Raw genomic sequence first — 15,291 nt, 5'->3', positions numbered from 1 at the left:
TATTACCGGCCTTTCACGTTCGGCAGCCCTTTCCGCCTGTCCCAGCTGTTGCGCATCCCGAACCCGAGACAATGTTTTCAGTGCCGTTTTCTGCACGGTGGTAAAACACGCAGATACATAATCAATTTCCTTTATTTTCCGCTATATCTATTTTTACATCTGCGTGTTTTACCACCAGCACCTGCATACCCAAATGTTCTAAAGGGTATCCCCCCAGAACACGCCGGTAGCGTTTCACATGGTGTATCCGCAAGAATTTCAGGCCTTTACGTGCCTTCCTCCTTGGGTAGTTTGGTTGTATCGGGTTTGATGTCTGGTGTGTGGTTCGTGGGTTTAGCAGTTGTTTGTGTGTGGTGTGTTTTGTGGTGTGTGTTATTGTTTGAGGGCTCCGGTGGTGAGGCCTTTTTGCCAGTATTTTTGGAGGGTGAGGAAGGCGATGGTCAGGGGGATGATGGTTAGTAGGCTGGCGGTGATGACGAGGTTTTGGATGGCTTGGCCTCCGGCGGTGTTGGCTTGGTCTTTCCATTGGTTCAGTCCGATGGTTAGGGGGTACCAGGTGGAGTCTTTGATCATGATGAGGGGTAGGAAGTAGTTGTTCCAGGTCGCCACGATGGTGAATAGGCTGGTGGTTACGATTCCTGGGGTGAGTAGGGGTAGGGCTATTTGCCATAGGGTTCTCCATTCGCTGGCGCCATCGACTCGGGCGGCTTCGATGAGTTCTGGGGGGATGGCCTGGTCGCTGAAGATCCACATGAGGTAGAGGCCGAAAGGGCTGATCAGGCTGGGGATGATCATGGCTAGGGGGGTGTTGGTCAGGCCGAGTTTGGCGAATAGGAGGAATTGAGGTACGGCCAGGGCGATACCGGGGACGCTGATAGAGCCGATGATGAGGATGAAGATGGCTTTACGTCCGGGGAAGCGGTATTTGGCCAGGGCGTATCCTCCCATGATGGACAGCAGGGTCGCTCCCCCGGCGCCGATAACCACGTAGAGGATGGTGTTCAGCAGCCATCTGGCAAAGATACCGTTCTGGTAGGTGAACACGGTAGTGATATTGTCCCATAGGGCAAAGGTGTGTCCGAAGCCCAGGCCGAAGGTGCTGGTGAAATCGGCTTGTGTTTTGGTGGCGTTGATGATCAGGTACGCGAAAGGCAGCAGGCAGTACAGGGCAAAGATGCCGGTGATGATCGTCAGGCCCCAGGACCGTTGGGGGTTGGTCGGGTTGGATAAGCCTTTGTCATGGTAGCGGCGCCGTTCGGCTTTCTCGTCATGGCGGATCTGCCAATAGCGGTGTTTGTCTGCTGTTCTGGCCTGATGCCCTGGGGAGTGCCAAAACAATAGGCGCCCGCCCGTACCGGCAGGCTGGTCGTTGCCTGATACAGACACTGGGGCTGTGGAGGCTGTGTTCTCTAAGGGGTGCGGATGCTGTGATGGTGATGGGTTTGTCATGGGATACTCCACTGTTATGTAGTAATCGTTTTATGGGTAGTGCTGCCCTGGAGGGGGGGGTTATTTCATGGTGTTTTTCAGGCTGCTGATCTGCACGGTGTACGCGATAGCCATGGTGATGGCTGCCATCACGATAGCCAATGCTGCCGCGTAGGTGCTCTGGTTACCGGTAAAACTCAGGGTATAGGCATACATGTTAGGCGTGTAATCCGTAGTGATCGCGTTGCCCGGAACCATGTTCTGCAGGATCGAGGGCTCGTTGAACAGTTGGAAACTGCCAATAATCGAGAAGATCACCGTGATAGCCAGCGAGCCTCGAAGTTCGGGCAGTTTGATCTTACGGATAATCTGCCATTCAGAAGCCCCGTCTATAGCAGCGGCCTCGTACAAAGAATGCGGGATCACGGATAAAGCACTATAAAAGATCAGCATGTTATAACCGGTGTATTCCCACGTATTGATATTACCAATCGCTGCTAACAGCACCCTCGGGTTGAACACATCCCACTGGGTCCCCAGCAGGCTGTTAACAGAACCGACCAGCCCGTACTTCGAGCCATACACAAAACCCCAGATCAACGTCGATACCACCGCAGGCACCGCATACGGAAGGAACGTCGTGATACGGAAAAACTTCATACCATGCAGCTTCATCGAATCAATAGCCAACGCCAGCACAGCCGCCAAAAACAGCATAACAGGCACCTGCACCAGCGTAAACAGCGCAACACGGGACACCGACTGCCAAAAATGCGTATCCGCCACCAACCGCCGGTAATTAGCCAACCCCGCAAAAACCGTCCCCCCAACCATCCTCTGCTGGAAAAACGACAAATACACCGCATAAACCACCGGCACCACAAACACAAACACAAACACCACCACAAACGGCCCCATAAACACCCACCCACGCCAATCAACACGCCGTCTGATGCGTGCCGCCGGTTTACTCCTTGGGCTGCCGGCCCTGCGGCTTTTCTCCGGCAGTATTGTGCCGGGATATGTATTCCCCTTTGTACGAACTATCGCCTCAGCTGTTTTCCCAGCCATAGTAATCCTGCTTTCCTGAAATGAGAGCCGCACGGAACTGCGGACAATGGCGGATGCCGTTGTATGTGCCTGATGTTTACCGTTCAGCTGGCCGGGCCTTTCAGCATGTACCTGCTGACCGGCTCGGCCAACCGGTTAAAAGCTATGCGCGCCGGCCGGTGCCGGACCAATCTGTATTGAACTGTCCGAAATCCGGCGCGCACACAACTTCCGGTATTATTTAACTGTGACTTTATACCCTTCCTGGGTGCCGTGCTCAGCGAGTACCCTGGCGTAGCTGTCCATCGCTTTCTCCAGTGTCATCTGCTTGGAATACGCCTTGGAGATGTAATCTCCATACATGGACTGGGCGTATGGGTTATACGGCAGGTACTGGAATACCTGTGTGGGGCGCTGTGCTGCTTCAGACAGCGTTTTGTTCACATTCTGCCCGCCGAAGTATTCGTTGGTTTTCCTGTTTGATGCCGTATTTGGGTCAACAAAAGAGCTGGATTTGAGTATTTTCTTCAGGCTGGGGAATGTGCCTGTATCTGCTGAGATCTGTGCGCCTTTCCCATGCGTTATAAAATCGATCCATTTCCATGCGGCACCGGGATTTTTGCTTTGTTTGGTAATAGCCCAGGCAGAGCCGCCGTCCTCAGCAGAGGCATTCTCCCCTTCTTTCCACTGGGGAAGCTGCGCAACACGCCAGTTGCCTTTCTGGTCCGGCGCACCGCTCATCAGGTTGACAGGCATCCATGCGCCGATCGTCAGTGAAGCGATCGTCCCGTCATTAAGGGAGCGGTTCCACTCATCAGACCAGTTGGGGATCTTCGTATTAACAAGGTCTTCATCAATGAGCTTCTGCTGGAATGCTATATATTTTTTCATTCCTGTATCTCTGGTCATATTGATGGTGATATTTTCACCATCGACTTTCCAGGGTTTTGCACCTGTCTGCCAGACCTGTGCGGTAAACGGCTGATAATCGTTGGAGGTCCCGCCTGCATTGGCTATATAAGAACCTGCAGCACGGATCTTCTTGGCAGCCTCATAATAGTCGTCCCATGTTTTGATCTTTTCACCGTCAACCCCTGCTTTGTCAAAAACAGCCTTATTGTAGAAGAAAACTTCAGGTCCGGAATCAATGGGCAGAGCATACGGCTTACCGTTATACTGCAGTTTGTTCCATGGACCGTCAGCAAAGTCATCCTTGTATTTATCCGCACCGTACTGGCTCAGGTCAATAACCCCGCCGGTCACAGCAAACTGGGTGACTGTAGGGTCTTCCAGCATAACTGCATCCGGCGCACCATTACCCGCAGCAATGGCATTGGTCAGCGCTGTAGAGGTCTTTTCTGCCGTACCGGTATTGTTGAATTTCACGGTGATCCCGGGATTCTCTTTCTCAAATTCTGCGATGATCTGGTTCATGGAATTCCCTGAATCCCATCCCCAGACGGTGACAGTACCCTTTGCGCTGCCGGTATCCGTGCCGGATGAGCTGGTGTTGCCGCAGGCGCCGAAACCTGCCAGCATAGCTGCTGATGCTACTGCTGCGAAGATCTTTCTGATATTCCGCATATTTACTCCTTTGCGGGTCTTGCCGCCGGGAGGGCCTGCTGTGGCCGCCCCTGAAGCATACACGCTTAGTCCGCGTTTCCTTTACTTTTAATTTTATATATTTTTCAATTGGTACAGCTGTGTACCAATGATATGGTACTCCGATGTACCAAAATATCAAAATCAGATTTCCTCAGCGTGTCGGATACCATGAATAGAAAAATTCCTGGACAAATTCATGTTTCGCAAATAATACGAAATCTAGCTAGTAAAGTGAAGCGATCTGATCGAGCAGTTATTCTGGAGCAATTTAAAACGATTTATCGTGCTGAAAATTTAGAAATGGCAGTCCAAGCTTTGGAGGACTTTATCGCTGAATGGAAACCAAAGTATAAGAAAATAATGGAAAGTCTGGAGAATACGGATAATCTTTTAACTTTTTATCAGTTTCCCTACCAGATTTGGCACAGCATTTATTCGACAAACCTCATTGAGTCTTTCAACAAAGAAATCAAACGTCAAACGAAAAAGAAGGTTCTTTTTCCTAACGAGGAGGCTCTGGAACATTACTTAGTTACCCTGTTTGAAGATTATAATTTCAAGCAAAGTCAACGAATCCATAAAGGGTTTGGCCAATGTTCTGACACACTTGAAAGCTTATTTGATTAACACTCCATAACTCTACTAGAGTGTTTACACAAAATTATTGACAGTATCGGAAATTGACATTTGAAAGCGCTAATATGTATAGTTTTTGTTAAACAAGAAAGAATGAGGTAACGATATGAATAAAACAGAATTACTGTTACAAAGACTAGATGAGATTGGTCAGTCTCTAAAAGATTCGAACCAAGCACTAGCTTTGCTGGCACTTGGTTCTTGCGGAACAGAAAGAGAACGATTGGATCAGTACTCAGATTTAGACTTCTTTGTTATTGTAAAAGATGGCTACAAGCAGACCTATATCCAAGACCTAACCTGGTTAAGTAAGCTAGAACCAATTGCATTTCACTACCAAAATACAGTGGACGGACATAAAGTTCTATTTGAAGATGATGTTTTTTGTGAATTTGCTGTCTTTGAAGCTCATGAACTAGTAAACATTCCCTTCTCTGAAGGCAAGATTATCTGGAAGGAGGTCGGTTTTGATGAAACAATCTGTCAGCCACAAAGACTGCCATCAAAAGAAAATAGAGACCGTGAATGGCTGTTGGGAGAAATTTCATGTAATCTATATTTAGGGCTAGGTCGCTATCAGCGAGGCGAAAAAATAGCTGCTTATGATTTGATCCAAAACAGATCCGTCAAGCTTTGGACTGAACTAATCAGTTTGGAAACAACTTCTAAATCTAATTTTATAGATATCTTTAATACCAACAGACGATTTGAAGAAGGTTATCCAAAGGAAGCCAAGCAATTGCCTCACTTTTTGCAAGGTTACGAACGCATTTCTGAGTCTGCTCAAGCACTCCTAGAATATCTGGATAAACACTATTCTCTTAACCCATTTATAAAAGAAAAAATTCGTAATTTATTATAAAAAAGACTCTGCCTAAAAATGTACGGTGGTGTAAAATAGGTTGTGCAAACACAAAAAGGAATAAATCCGTTATAGTAGAGTTGCGAAACATTACTAGAAAGAGATTTATTCTTATGACTCAGTTTAGCACAGAACTACTTAACTTCCTAGCCCCAAAGTAAGATATTGATGAATTTTTTCGTTTCTGATGCAGCAAGGTGCTTTCAATATTACCCCTCGCATTGGTCCTGACAATCCCGAGCGGGCAGACAAAGCCCATATAAAAATCAGAATAGAATTTCTGCCGCCCACCGTACCCCGCAATCACGTCGTCCAGAAAACTGGCAGAAGGCCGGTTGATGTGACGTCCATCGATACAGACTCCGGTTTCATCTTGGATATGCTTCGCATCTTCAAAGGGGATACCGGTGACGGCAGAACCAAGCCGGGCCGGAGAGCTTCCAAGTATAAGCCGTCGGGAGGCAGTATCATTGTAATATTTTGTGTAAAATTTTCTTACTGCGTCTTTGACCTGCCTGCTATGATCCCCTCTAAATGGGTTGATTATCCGGAAACCGGCAGGTACGGAAAGGGAAGTGTGAGCTAATTCATCGTAAAAATGCAGGATCCGCCCTGCAAAAGCCTTGTACGATATCTTAAGTTCCGCCATTTTCTATATTGTACCGCGTAATACATAGGCAATACTGTAAAGGATTTGAGGACAACCTTCTGCAGACCATTTCGTCCAGGAGCAGGAGCTTTCAGCCGGAATAATTCAGTACTAGGTCTATACAGTTGTCAAAAATAGTGATAAAATACTTCATACGAAGTATTAAGGAAGTTATTATGACAGAATTTGCACGCATCCAAGTACGGACGACACCTGAGCTAAAGGAACAGGCAACCCACTTATTCGAGTCTATGGGCATGGATCTCGGAACTGCAATCAACATGTTTCTGGCTGAAACGGTCACCGAAGAACGGTTGCCTTTCCAGCCAACAAGCAGGATACGTTTTGAGAAAGCTGTACTCCGCGCCGAGCGCGAACCTGCAATACATGCCGGAACGGCTGACAGTATGAAAGCGGTCATCGGTAATGTATAGGTTTGAATACAGACCACAATTTTTACGAGATATCAAACGTCTTAAACGCAAGCATTATGATATGCGAAAATTATATACCGTGATAGACGATTTAGAAAAGTACAATATTGAACTGTTAAAAAGACACTATCATGACCACGCCCTGCAAGGGAATCTAAAAGGGTACAGGGAACTGCATATTGACACAGATTGGCTTCTTATCTATAGTATTGATAAAGATCGTTTATGCCTTATCCTCACCCGAACCGGAAATCATAATACTATTCTTTAAGTTTTAAGAATCCAAAGTATTCACCATACCATCTTTTACCCTACTTTCTGCTCTTTTTCTTCCGCCTGTTCCTGCTCCGTTTTTGCCGTCTATTAGCAGTGCCCTTCCCGCCTCGGCTGTGCGATCCTTTCTTCTTCTTTGCCGGACTCATGCTGGAAGAACTTTTATCCTTCTTAAGATTTAAAACACTCTCATTTGGCTTATGCTCAAAATAAGGCAAGAGCAATTTTAATTTTCCTATCACTATTATGATAGGTAAAAGAAATAAAGTAATTTCACCTAATACTCCGCCCAGGTATAACGCGATTTGCGCTCAACTACTTCCTGCATAATTTCTGTCTAATGGCAGGCAAAGATTTAACATTGCTTTTGCAAGGTATTGAGGATAGTTAATATACATAAGACCGATTATTATTCATACGAAGCCCTAATGCAGGGCGATATCCCGCTGCCGGCAGTACTCCACAAGCGACTGAGGGTACACCATACGCGCAGTAGCCTGCAGATCGGCGATACTGTGGGCTCCCAAGAGGGTAAAGATACGGGTAATATGGGAATTCCAGACTTCAATAAACTGTGTAAGCCGGGCCACAGCATCATCACTGACTGATATTCCGATTCCGCTGTCCTCGCCAGAACCGGAAAACGTACCGCCGCCTTGTACTGTGCTCAGGAAAGCCCCCGACAGCCCAACCGTCTGAGCGCCTAAAGCCAGGTACTTCACTGCGTCAAGCGGATTACGCACACCGCCGGAAGCAATAATATCCATACCGTCAACGCTCCGTGCCTCTACAAGCGAGCGCAATGTGGATATCCCCCATCCCTGAAGGTATGAGAAATCCTGGCCGAAACAGTAAGTACCTGCGCAGTCGCTATCATCTGTATTTTCACAACTTTTACCGGCTGCATCCGCAAGGCTTCCTTTTGCCGCCTCACGGATACGGGCATCCTCTATCCTGATAAAATTAGTCCCGCCCTTGCCTGCGATATCAACGTACCGGACGCCCGCTTCATGCAGGGCAGCGACAGTTTCCCGGCCCATGCCGAAACCGACTTCCTTAACGATCACAGGGACGGGAACCTTTCGCCCGCCCATTGCTGCCGTGATCTCACGGATATTGCCCAGCCAGCCCCGGAAATCGCGCGACCCCTCGGGCATCACTATCTCCTGCGCAGCGTTCACATGTATTTGCAGCGCCAGTGCGCCAACAGCATCCACAACAAGCTGGGCCGACTCGGCTGTATGCTCAGCGCCCAGATTAGCAATAAACTTTGCGTGGGGATTCGCCTCGCGCAGTTCCCTGTAGTAATCGCGGACTTCAGGCTTCTTGACCAGGATACTCATCGACCCCAGAGCCATAGCTATCCCTGTCCTGGAAGCAGCCTGAGCCAGTGCCATATTGATTTTATTCGTCGCCTCCGTACCGCCGGTCATGGCATTGATAAAAAACGGGGACGGCTGTGCGATGCCGGCAACACAGGTACTGATGTCAACCTCGTCAATAGATGTTTCAGGGAGCGCGCGATGGATGAATTCGCATCCATCAAGTTCCCTGTAGACTTCCTTCTGGTACCCGGCAGGGTATTCCTGCGCAAATCTCTGTGCAAGGCGGACATGGTCATCTTTGCGGCTTGAGATAGTTGCCCGGTCGTCCATGATACCGCCCGCTTCAGTATCAGCCTTTTCAAGATTATCCATTGCCATAAAGCCTTTCGCTTTCCTGCCCATGCTATCCGCACGCCATACATGTATTGCTGCTGCACCTATTGTACACGTACAACAGCAGCACCTATGAAGCTGAAGATCTCAGACTGCAGAAGAGATACCCGCCCAAAGCGCGCGTACGGTCCGCAAGCCCATTGTGAAGCGCCTCCAGGTCAGATTGGGAACAGACATGAGTTTGACATGATCCGTGATGCCCGGCTTGATAAGCTTTTCACTGAGGCCTTAATGGGACTGCCCTTGCCGTAATTTATGAAGCCTCTGATGCTACCGGGATAGCTGACAGCAAACGCCATTTCTCCATAATGTGCCTGCAGCACCACAAAGTACGCAACCTAACAGGATTCCGCTGGCCTATAGGCTCCGCAAACCGACAGATCCAGCAGACAGGGATCCTCCCAGTATTCGGAAGGCAGATCCCGGCAGTATTTACAGCATGCTTCCTTGTCCTGATCAGCCGCGCATTACAGTAAAATCAGCAGGGATTATCCCTGCGGCTTCCCAGCTTCCCTGCATGTTCCTAATAATATCCCGTGTAAGATCTGCACCCGCTGCGATACCGCAATCACCGCCCCCGGCACCCGAAACCTTGCCGGCTAAACCGTAACGCCTCGCTATATCAATAAGTTCTTTCAGGGTATCTGTCTCGATTTTTATGCTGGTTTCCTGAGTGCTGGAAAGCCCTGCGCTGCCATCACTGCTATAGTGATATTTTTCCACCGCATCTGACAGGCCATGCATCAGCTGCGAAGCATCAGAAATTGCTGCCAGGGCATGCTGTACATCGGCAGTACGGAGGCCGGTGCAGCAGCGCGCAAAAATATCTGCACACTGGGCAACACCCCTGCAGTACTTCTCAAAGTCATCGGGGCACACCCGCTTATATGACCCCACTGCCTCTACAAGCTCTGCCGAAGATGCAGGATCCCCCGTCCAGCCAATAATAAAAGTGATATTTTGTGAAATTGTCAGAGGCCGGATCTGAAGCTTCGGCCACTCTGAATTGAGTACGGCTGCAACCGGAAGATTCGCGTGGTCCTCCAGCCACTGCATATCGGGCCTGACATAATAAACCGGCCTACAGTATGAGCAGCAGGCAACATCGCCGTAAGACCCGTTGTCCCCCAAAGCAAGAAGGGCCAGCGCAGCCAACTTATAGACCACTAATCCGTTCACAAATGTTTCACGTGAAACAGCGGGATACAGATCTGCATAAAACTCAAGGATACCTTTAATAACGCCAACAACAGCTGCCCCTGACGAGCCGAGGCCGTATTTCCGCCCGCTGTTTTTATCGTCAAGCTGGGAATCAACAGCGATAGTGCACGGCTGTAGAGGGATACTTTTCTCGCTGAGGTACTCCAGCGCGACACGGGCTGCAGTTCCTACTTTCGCCATATGCCCCCGGTCGGTATGGGCACGGATACTGCTGGAGACCTCTCCGTAAAATGAAGTGCCTTGGATAAACCTGTTTAGCGGGATCCGGCATTCCTCATCGGGAAATAATGACGACGAAATAACAGCCTCGGCAGATGCGTCGGCAGCTGCAGGGAGGGCATCCTTTCCGCGGGCAAAAGTTTCGCTGTCCTCACGAACAGAAGCATCAGCCACAGTGCCATCAGGGCTATCCTTTTCGCCGCAGCCGCTTACAGTAACTGTAAGATACCGGTCCACAGGGGCAATAATGGCAGGATACCCGTCAACTACCGCGTACTCTCCAAGGATGTACAGTTTGCCGGGAACTTTTACTGTCCGGGTACGGAATGCCGCGTAAGAGGCCGTATCGGAAACCGAGCAGGAAGCATAAAGGCCAGCGCCAATAGGGGCAGCAGGAACACTGGTAATCCCGGCCTTATTAATTTCCATAAAGTCTTCTCCACTCATGTGCGGGGATACCCTCCGGTGCCGGCCCGCTTGCTGCAGGGATGACCGCTGCCTGCGGGAAAGCACTGCGCATATCTGCAGCTACCTGGTCCATATGGCTCCTGGGGCAAAGGGCAACCACATTAGGGCCGGCATCCATCGTGAAATAACAGGGTGCCCCCTGCTCACGAAGGGACCAGATATGTTCGATTACTTTCCAGCTCTCAGCAGTCATATATGTCAGAGGGGGATCGGCAGCAAACATCACGGCATGGAATTTCATTACATTGGCCTCCATGGCTTTGCCGATTTTGTTGATATCCCGCTCACGGATGCCTTCTTCGACCAGTTTAAGGTCAGCCTCGGAAGCCTCACGCCACAAGGGATAAAAAGCTGAAGTATTTACCGTATGCGCCATACCTGAGCGGCTGCCTGTTTTTTTCTGTTTAGTGCTGAGCGCAATAATAACAGCACCAACATCCCACTGGGCATCATCTACCTGGATCGCATACGAATCATTATCCCCGGTACCATACTTCCACTTGACGAACCCGCCAAATATACTGCGCAATGCTGAACCGGAACCGCGCCGTGCAAAAGTAGACAGCTGGCGGTCGCTTATACCGTGCAGGCCATACAGGTCACGCAAAGCCCATGCAAGTGCGGCGAAAGCTGACGCTGAGCTCGCCATACCTGCCGCCGTCGGTACATGGTTATGGCTTTCTACGCGCACAGCCCTGGTATATAAGCTGTCGCAATCCCTACCGGATACTTCACTGCCAGCAGTGCTGCCCGCTTTACCATGCGCGCTCATGTATTGCCGGAACAGGCCAATAAATGCGCGGACACGTTCAAGCGGGGTACCTCCCTGCTCAGCACCGTCAAGGATAAACTGGTCTTCAGCGCCGTCAATAAAAGAAACCGCGGTGTCTGTATATAACGGATCAAGCGTCAGCGACAGGCTCTCGCTTGTAGGAAGGATAAGCGAAGCATCACGCTTGCCCCAGTACTTGATAAGCGCAATATTGGCATGGGCGCGTGCAGCAGCAAAATCTGTCATTTCAGCCCCGATCACTTTTCCGTTGATGCACTCCTATTCTACCCTCTCCTATTTTATTTTACCGTTGCTGCCCGCCCTGCATCCGTATCCGGGCCTGTATGCAGAGGGAGGCGCCATGTATTCACTGCCCCTGCAGCCTTTAATGCTGATTCTACAGATTTTACAGTGGCGGGCACACCGCTGCGAAGGTCATCAGCGACCAGAGCAATCATGCAGCCTCCGCGGCCGCCGCCAGTCAGCTTTGCCCCTATTGCGCCGGCTTTACGGGCAGCGGCTACAAGTGTATCCAGCTTCCTGTCTGACACCGTCAGGCCTGTAAGGATCTCATGCGCTTCATCCATAATGAATCCCAGGCTGGCGGTATCACCTTTGCGCAACGCCTGCAGACACGCATAAGCCAGCTCGCCCAGCCTGTCTATCTGCTGTGCCGCCTCGCGCGCTTTCCCCCGTTCCCTGCTGTACAGCATAGACCGGACCGCCGCGACAGCTTCCCGTGTACCGCCTTTCACACCTGAATCCGCAACAATAAGCGTACCCGGGCACTCGCAGTCAAAGGCCTCCGCCGTTTCACCCCTCTCAAACCAGACTGCCTGATTGCTTGCAGTCGCAATAGTATCAAGGCCTGAAGCATTTTCGTGGGCTATATTTTCGCTGATCTGCGCGTAGTCGAAAACTTCCTGGCTGCCAAGGACCACACCCGCATAATCTGCTACTGCGCGGATAACGGCAATAGCCACCGCCGCAGAGGACCCCATCCCCCGTTCGCGCGGGATCGAAGAAATGATCTTTATATCAAAACCCTCGCATCCCTGCGGGACGCACAGGCTGTTAAACAGCGTCACCACGAGTTTCTGGAGGTTGCCCAAGTTTCCGGGCGCATCCGCAAGACTGCCTGTAAAATACTCGCAGTCAACGGCAAACCTGGGATCATCAGCAGGCGAACCGTTTCCGCTTACTTCGGCACGGATCTCAGTACTCATCAGAGGCAGCGCAATAGCCGGCTTGAAATGTACAACGGAATGCTCCCCTATAAGGATGATCTTTCCGTGCGCGGTACCGCTGTGCTTTGTTTCCTTGCCCATACCCGACTTTCATATACAACAAATATCACTCATGATCCACCCTACACCGCATTACCCTTTCCCGCCCATTTCCGCTTATACCTCTGCAGAATCTGCGCCTGAATTAATTTTGGCGATCCCTCGCAAAATTGCGTATTATGGTGTACTATAGAAGTATAAACGTATCTAGGATAAGCCCATTGAGTTCCGGTTGAACTCTGGGCTATACGCGGGAGTGTAGGCAGATAGTAAAAGCTCTCGCGGTGGGGGCGGGTTCCTCTATTCCCCTTGATCCCCGCCCCCATTTTTATGCCTTCCCTGCACCGCTGTCAAAGACAGTGCTAAGCTATGGGGTAATGGAGGGCACAGTTTATGACTGGCATTAATAATACAGATAATACGAATAATACGAACTCTTCGTCAAGTGCCGACGCCTCTTGGGGATCCGACAGCCCCTCGGCAGCTGCAGCTGATGCAGGGCGTCCGCGTTTGAGATGGTGGCATGTGGCCATTATTGTTGTGTCTGTTCTAGCAGTCACTGGTATTGGAGGTTTTATCATGATCCGTAACAAACTTCAGCAGCAGGAGCAGGATGCATTCCAGCAGGAGATGGTAAGCATCGTGCATTCCTCTGAATGTAGGAAACTGATTGAGGACGGTTTAAAAACGTTTGACCCCGATGCATTAACTGACAAAGGTGTTATTAAAACGTATAAGATTGATGAGTCGTCAATCAAGCATAATCCTATGGGAGGGATTGAATTTCGCGTTGTAATTAACGGCAATGAGAAACTAACAACCAGCTATAGCGTAAATAAACCATCTTTTACTTTCGATGAGGAGCACCCGGATGGAAAACTTACAGATGAGGGTGGTGTCACAAGTAAAGAGCTCGTCACTCTGCTAGAAAAACGATATGGAAAAGGGTACCTAGAAAGATAAGAACGTAATTTAATTTTTTTATTGCACTATTGAAGGGATATATGTTATGGAAACACAGGAATTCACTGACTATCAACGTAAACAAATCGCTGATAAAGGCTATGCTTCTGATATTTGGAAGAAGGGGAATCTAGTCAAAATTGACAATCGCAAGACTTATGTAGGCACAGTCGCCAAGGTTGTCCGCGGACGCGACGATGTCAAGGGCGATGACCCTAATGGCCTGGATGCTGTTGCCATCAAAGATGAGAAAACGAAGACTATCCGAATAATTTTTCAGGGCTCGAAGAGCCGGAAGGACTGGAGAGATAATGATATATTGTTAGTTCTCAAAGCTGCTGCAAAAATTAAAGGCCCTACAGGCCAGTTGAGAGCTGCTGCCGGCTTTACAAAAAAGGTATTTGACGAGAATAAAGGATACAGCATAGAGATTTACGGCCATTCCTTAAGGTCTATGGATGGGCAGTATGCCATAGCCTCTTTGGATGCAGAACAGACTACACGTTTAAAAGGTGCATGGCTGTACGAAGGGCCAAACATGTACCGGATATTGAACCGGGCCGAAAAAGAGCAAGTGAATATGTGCAGAAATAAAATCAATAACTATCTTGACCCCAGAGACCTTGCATCATTCGGCTACTCCACACGGCAGTATGCCGTTGGCAGCGTGTTTTGGGTCGACAGTATCAGGACAGGCGGAAAGAACACTAAAGACCGTATTGTTAATCAGCACATGTGGGGCGGATACCAGTTCACGAAAGACGGCAAACTCATACTAACTACCCTGTCGATCAAAGAGGGTGAAGAAAATATCCTGGACATGCTGAAACAGGATGCTTCCCATTGGATAAAAACACGGAAGGCACTTTCTGAAAGCCAGTCCATATATGTAGACAGCATGCAGGCCAGCGCAGTCGTCCGGGCGATTGACTCCCGGATGGACTCGCTGGAGTTCAAGGCACAGGCTCTGAAGAAAAAGGTGCTGGCCGAGATGGACCGTGAATGGGATAACGTCATAAAATCCTTGAGCGAAACTTTAGGGGGATACCTGTCGCATGATGAAATTGAGCAGGGACTGGCCTCTGCCGGGTGCACTAAAGAATTCCTTATAGGCGGGGTCAAGGCAGAAATTGAAAAGCTGGAAGAGTCCGTAGAACTTGAGTGCCAGGAGATACATAATGTCGGCAGCCAGGTGGAATCCGGCATCACCAGGCTGGTTGATGAAGATGAAGACCTTGCGCGGCAGTTCAATAATTACAACTCCGGCGGTATTGACAGCGACATTCTCTCGTGGAAGGCTAACAGGAAATAATGGATGACTTTATGCATTCCCCGATCGAGGATATTATTGACTACAGGGCCTGCCCGGATTGTTCTTCGCCTGATGAACATCTGGAGCATACACTGTATGATGTGCAGAACAGTTACACACAGCTTGGGGAGCTCATATACCGCAAGAACAAGATCATTGATAAGTGGGAAGAGGGGATCCATGAGCTTGCCCGGCGGTACCCTGGATCGGCCTCTGATATCAAAGCACGGGCAATTCCCCGTCTGCAGCGGCTGCGTGATGAAAATCTGAGGGAGATAGCGCTTGCAGAAAGGCAGCGGGACGAGATTATCACTGAGATAAGGAAAATGGAGGAGCATATCGAGGAAGAGAAAAAATACAGCCGTGAGGATCGGCAATAAAAGTCAACACTGTAA

The 15,291-nt window shown here is 49.4% G+C and carries 14 protein-coding genes and 1 pseudogene; 7 read left to right on the top strand and 8 right to left on the bottom strand.

Annotated elements, in window-relative coordinates; all coding sequences use genetic code 11:
- Nucleotides 1-372: 372 nt before the first annotated feature.
- The 3 genes from HMPREF9156_RS0106135 to HMPREF9156_RS0106120 all read right to left on the bottom strand — a co-directional run bounded on the left by HMPREF9156_RS0106135 (nt 373) and on the right by HMPREF9156_RS0106120 (nt 4,062).
- Nucleotides 373-1,449, bottom strand: coding sequence for a carbohydrate ABC transporter permease (locus HMPREF9156_RS0106135; protein WP_007147902.1), 1,077 nt, complete (start codon nt 1,447-1,449; stop codon nt 373-375).
- A gap of 60 nt (nt 1,450-1,509) precedes the next feature.
- Complete coding sequence (locus tag HMPREF9156_RS0106130; RefSeq protein ID WP_007147901.1) at nt 1,510-2,499, bottom strand: carbohydrate ABC transporter permease; 990 nt, start codon at nt 2,497-2,499, stop codon at nt 1,510-1,512.
- A 216-nt stretch (nt 2,500-2,715) separates the two neighbouring features.
- Nucleotides 2,716-4,062 (bottom strand): ABC transporter substrate-binding protein, encoded by a 1,347-nt coding sequence (locus tag HMPREF9156_RS0106120; protein WP_007147900.1) that lies wholly within the window; start codon nt 4,060-4,062, stop codon nt 2,716-2,718.
- A 234-nt stretch (nt 4,063-4,296) separates the two neighbouring features.
- Between HMPREF9156_RS0106120 and HMPREF9156_RS06945 the strand changes: the two are divergent.
- Both HMPREF9156_RS06945 and HMPREF9156_RS0106110 read left to right on the top strand, forming a co-directional pair.
- A pseudogene (locus HMPREF9156_RS06945) lies at nt 4,297-4,710 on the top strand (transposase); the annotation flags it as partial.
- Nucleotides 4,711-4,825: 115 nt separating this feature from the next.
- Entirely contained in the window at nt 4,826-5,581 is a 756-nt protein-coding gene (locus HMPREF9156_RS0106110) for a hypothetical protein (protein ID WP_007147898.1), read from the top strand.
- Between the two features lie 118 nt (nt 5,582-5,699).
- Here the strand turns inward: HMPREF9156_RS0106110 and HMPREF9156_RS07085 are convergent, their stop codons facing one another.
- Nucleotides 5,700-6,230, bottom strand: coding sequence for a uracil-DNA glycosylase family protein (locus tag HMPREF9156_RS07085; protein ID WP_007147897.1), 531 nt, complete (start codon nt 6,228-6,230; stop codon nt 5,700-5,702).
- 176 nt (nt 6,231-6,406) lie between these two features.
- Here HMPREF9156_RS07085 and HMPREF9156_RS0106100 point away from each other — a divergent pair, with 176 nt between their 5' ends.
- Together HMPREF9156_RS0106100 and HMPREF9156_RS0106095 are read left to right on the top strand one after the other, a co-directional pair.
- Nucleotides 6,407-6,664 carry a type II toxin-antitoxin system RelB/DinJ family antitoxin gene (locus tag HMPREF9156_RS0106100; RefSeq protein ID WP_007147896.1) on the top strand — a complete coding sequence of 86 codons (258 nt, stop codon included), beginning with the start codon at nt 6,407-6,409 and terminating at the stop codon, nt 6,662-6,664.
- A complete protein-coding gene (locus tag HMPREF9156_RS0106095) occupies nt 6,657-6,935 on the top strand; it encodes a type II toxin-antitoxin system YafQ family toxin (protein WP_007147895.1) in 279 nt (92 codons plus the stop codon). Before HMPREF9156_RS0106100 ends, HMPREF9156_RS0106095 begins: the two co-directional genes overlap by 8 nt.
- A 427-nt stretch (nt 6,936-7,362) precedes the next feature.
- Here HMPREF9156_RS0106095 and HMPREF9156_RS0106090 read toward each other — a convergent pair whose 3' ends face one another.
- The 4 genes from HMPREF9156_RS0106090 to mvk all read right to left on the bottom strand — a co-directional run bounded on the left by HMPREF9156_RS0106090 (nt 7,363) and on the right by mvk (nt 12,663).
- Nucleotides 7,363-8,640, bottom strand: coding sequence for an isopentenyl-diphosphate delta-isomerase (locus HMPREF9156_RS0106090; protein ID WP_231198080.1), 1,278 nt, complete (start codon nt 8,638-8,640; stop codon nt 7,363-7,365).
- A 471-nt stretch (nt 8,641-9,111) separates the two neighbouring features.
- On the bottom strand, nt 9,112-10,524 hold the full coding sequence (locus HMPREF9156_RS0106075; RefSeq protein ID WP_007147893.1) for a GHMP family kinase ATP-binding protein: 1,413 nt from the start codon (nt 10,522-10,524) through the stop codon (nt 9,112-9,114).
- On the bottom strand, nt 10,514-11,581 hold the full coding sequence (mvaD, locus tag HMPREF9156_RS0106070) for a diphosphomevalonate decarboxylase (protein WP_029246399.1): 1,068 nt from the start codon (nt 11,579-11,581) through the stop codon (nt 10,514-10,516). The genes HMPREF9156_RS0106075 and mvaD overlap by 11 nt, the downstream gene beginning before the upstream one ends.
- A 53-nt stretch (nt 11,582-11,634) precedes the next feature.
- Entirely contained in the window at nt 11,635-12,663 is a 1,029-nt protein-coding gene (gene mvk / locus HMPREF9156_RS0106065) for a mevalonate kinase (protein WP_007147891.1), read from the bottom strand.
- 351 nt (nt 12,664-13,014) lie between these two features.
- On the opposite strand from mvk, the gene HMPREF9156_RS0106060 reads away from it, so the two are divergent.
- From HMPREF9156_RS0106060 to HMPREF9156_RS0106050, 3 genes are read left to right on the top strand one after another with little or no spacing between them, the layout of a single operon-like run.
- Nucleotides 13,015-13,584, top strand: coding sequence for a DUF1310 family protein (locus tag HMPREF9156_RS0106060; RefSeq protein WP_007147890.1), 570 nt, complete (start codon nt 13,015-13,017; stop codon nt 13,582-13,584).
- A 46-nt stretch (nt 13,585-13,630) separates the two neighbouring features.
- A complete protein-coding gene (locus HMPREF9156_RS0106055; RefSeq protein WP_007147889.1) occupies nt 13,631-14,896 on the top strand; it encodes an alpha/beta hydrolase family protein in 1,266 nt (421 codons plus the stop codon).
- Entirely contained in the window at nt 14,896-15,276 is a 381-nt protein-coding gene (locus HMPREF9156_RS0106050) for a hypothetical protein (RefSeq protein ID WP_007147888.1), read from the top strand. Before HMPREF9156_RS0106055 ends, HMPREF9156_RS0106050 begins: the two co-directional genes overlap by 1 nt.
- Nucleotides 15,277-15,291 lie beyond the last annotated feature (15 nt).

The sequence above is a fragment of the Scardovia wiggsiae F0424 genome (genome assembly GCF_000269605.1).
Lineage (GTDB): Bacteria > Actinomycetota > Actinomycetes > Actinomycetales > Bifidobacteriaceae > Scardovia > Scardovia wiggsiae.
The sequence above is the reverse complement of the archived record's forward strand: the minus strand, read 5'-3'. Positions and strand labels throughout refer to the sequence as shown.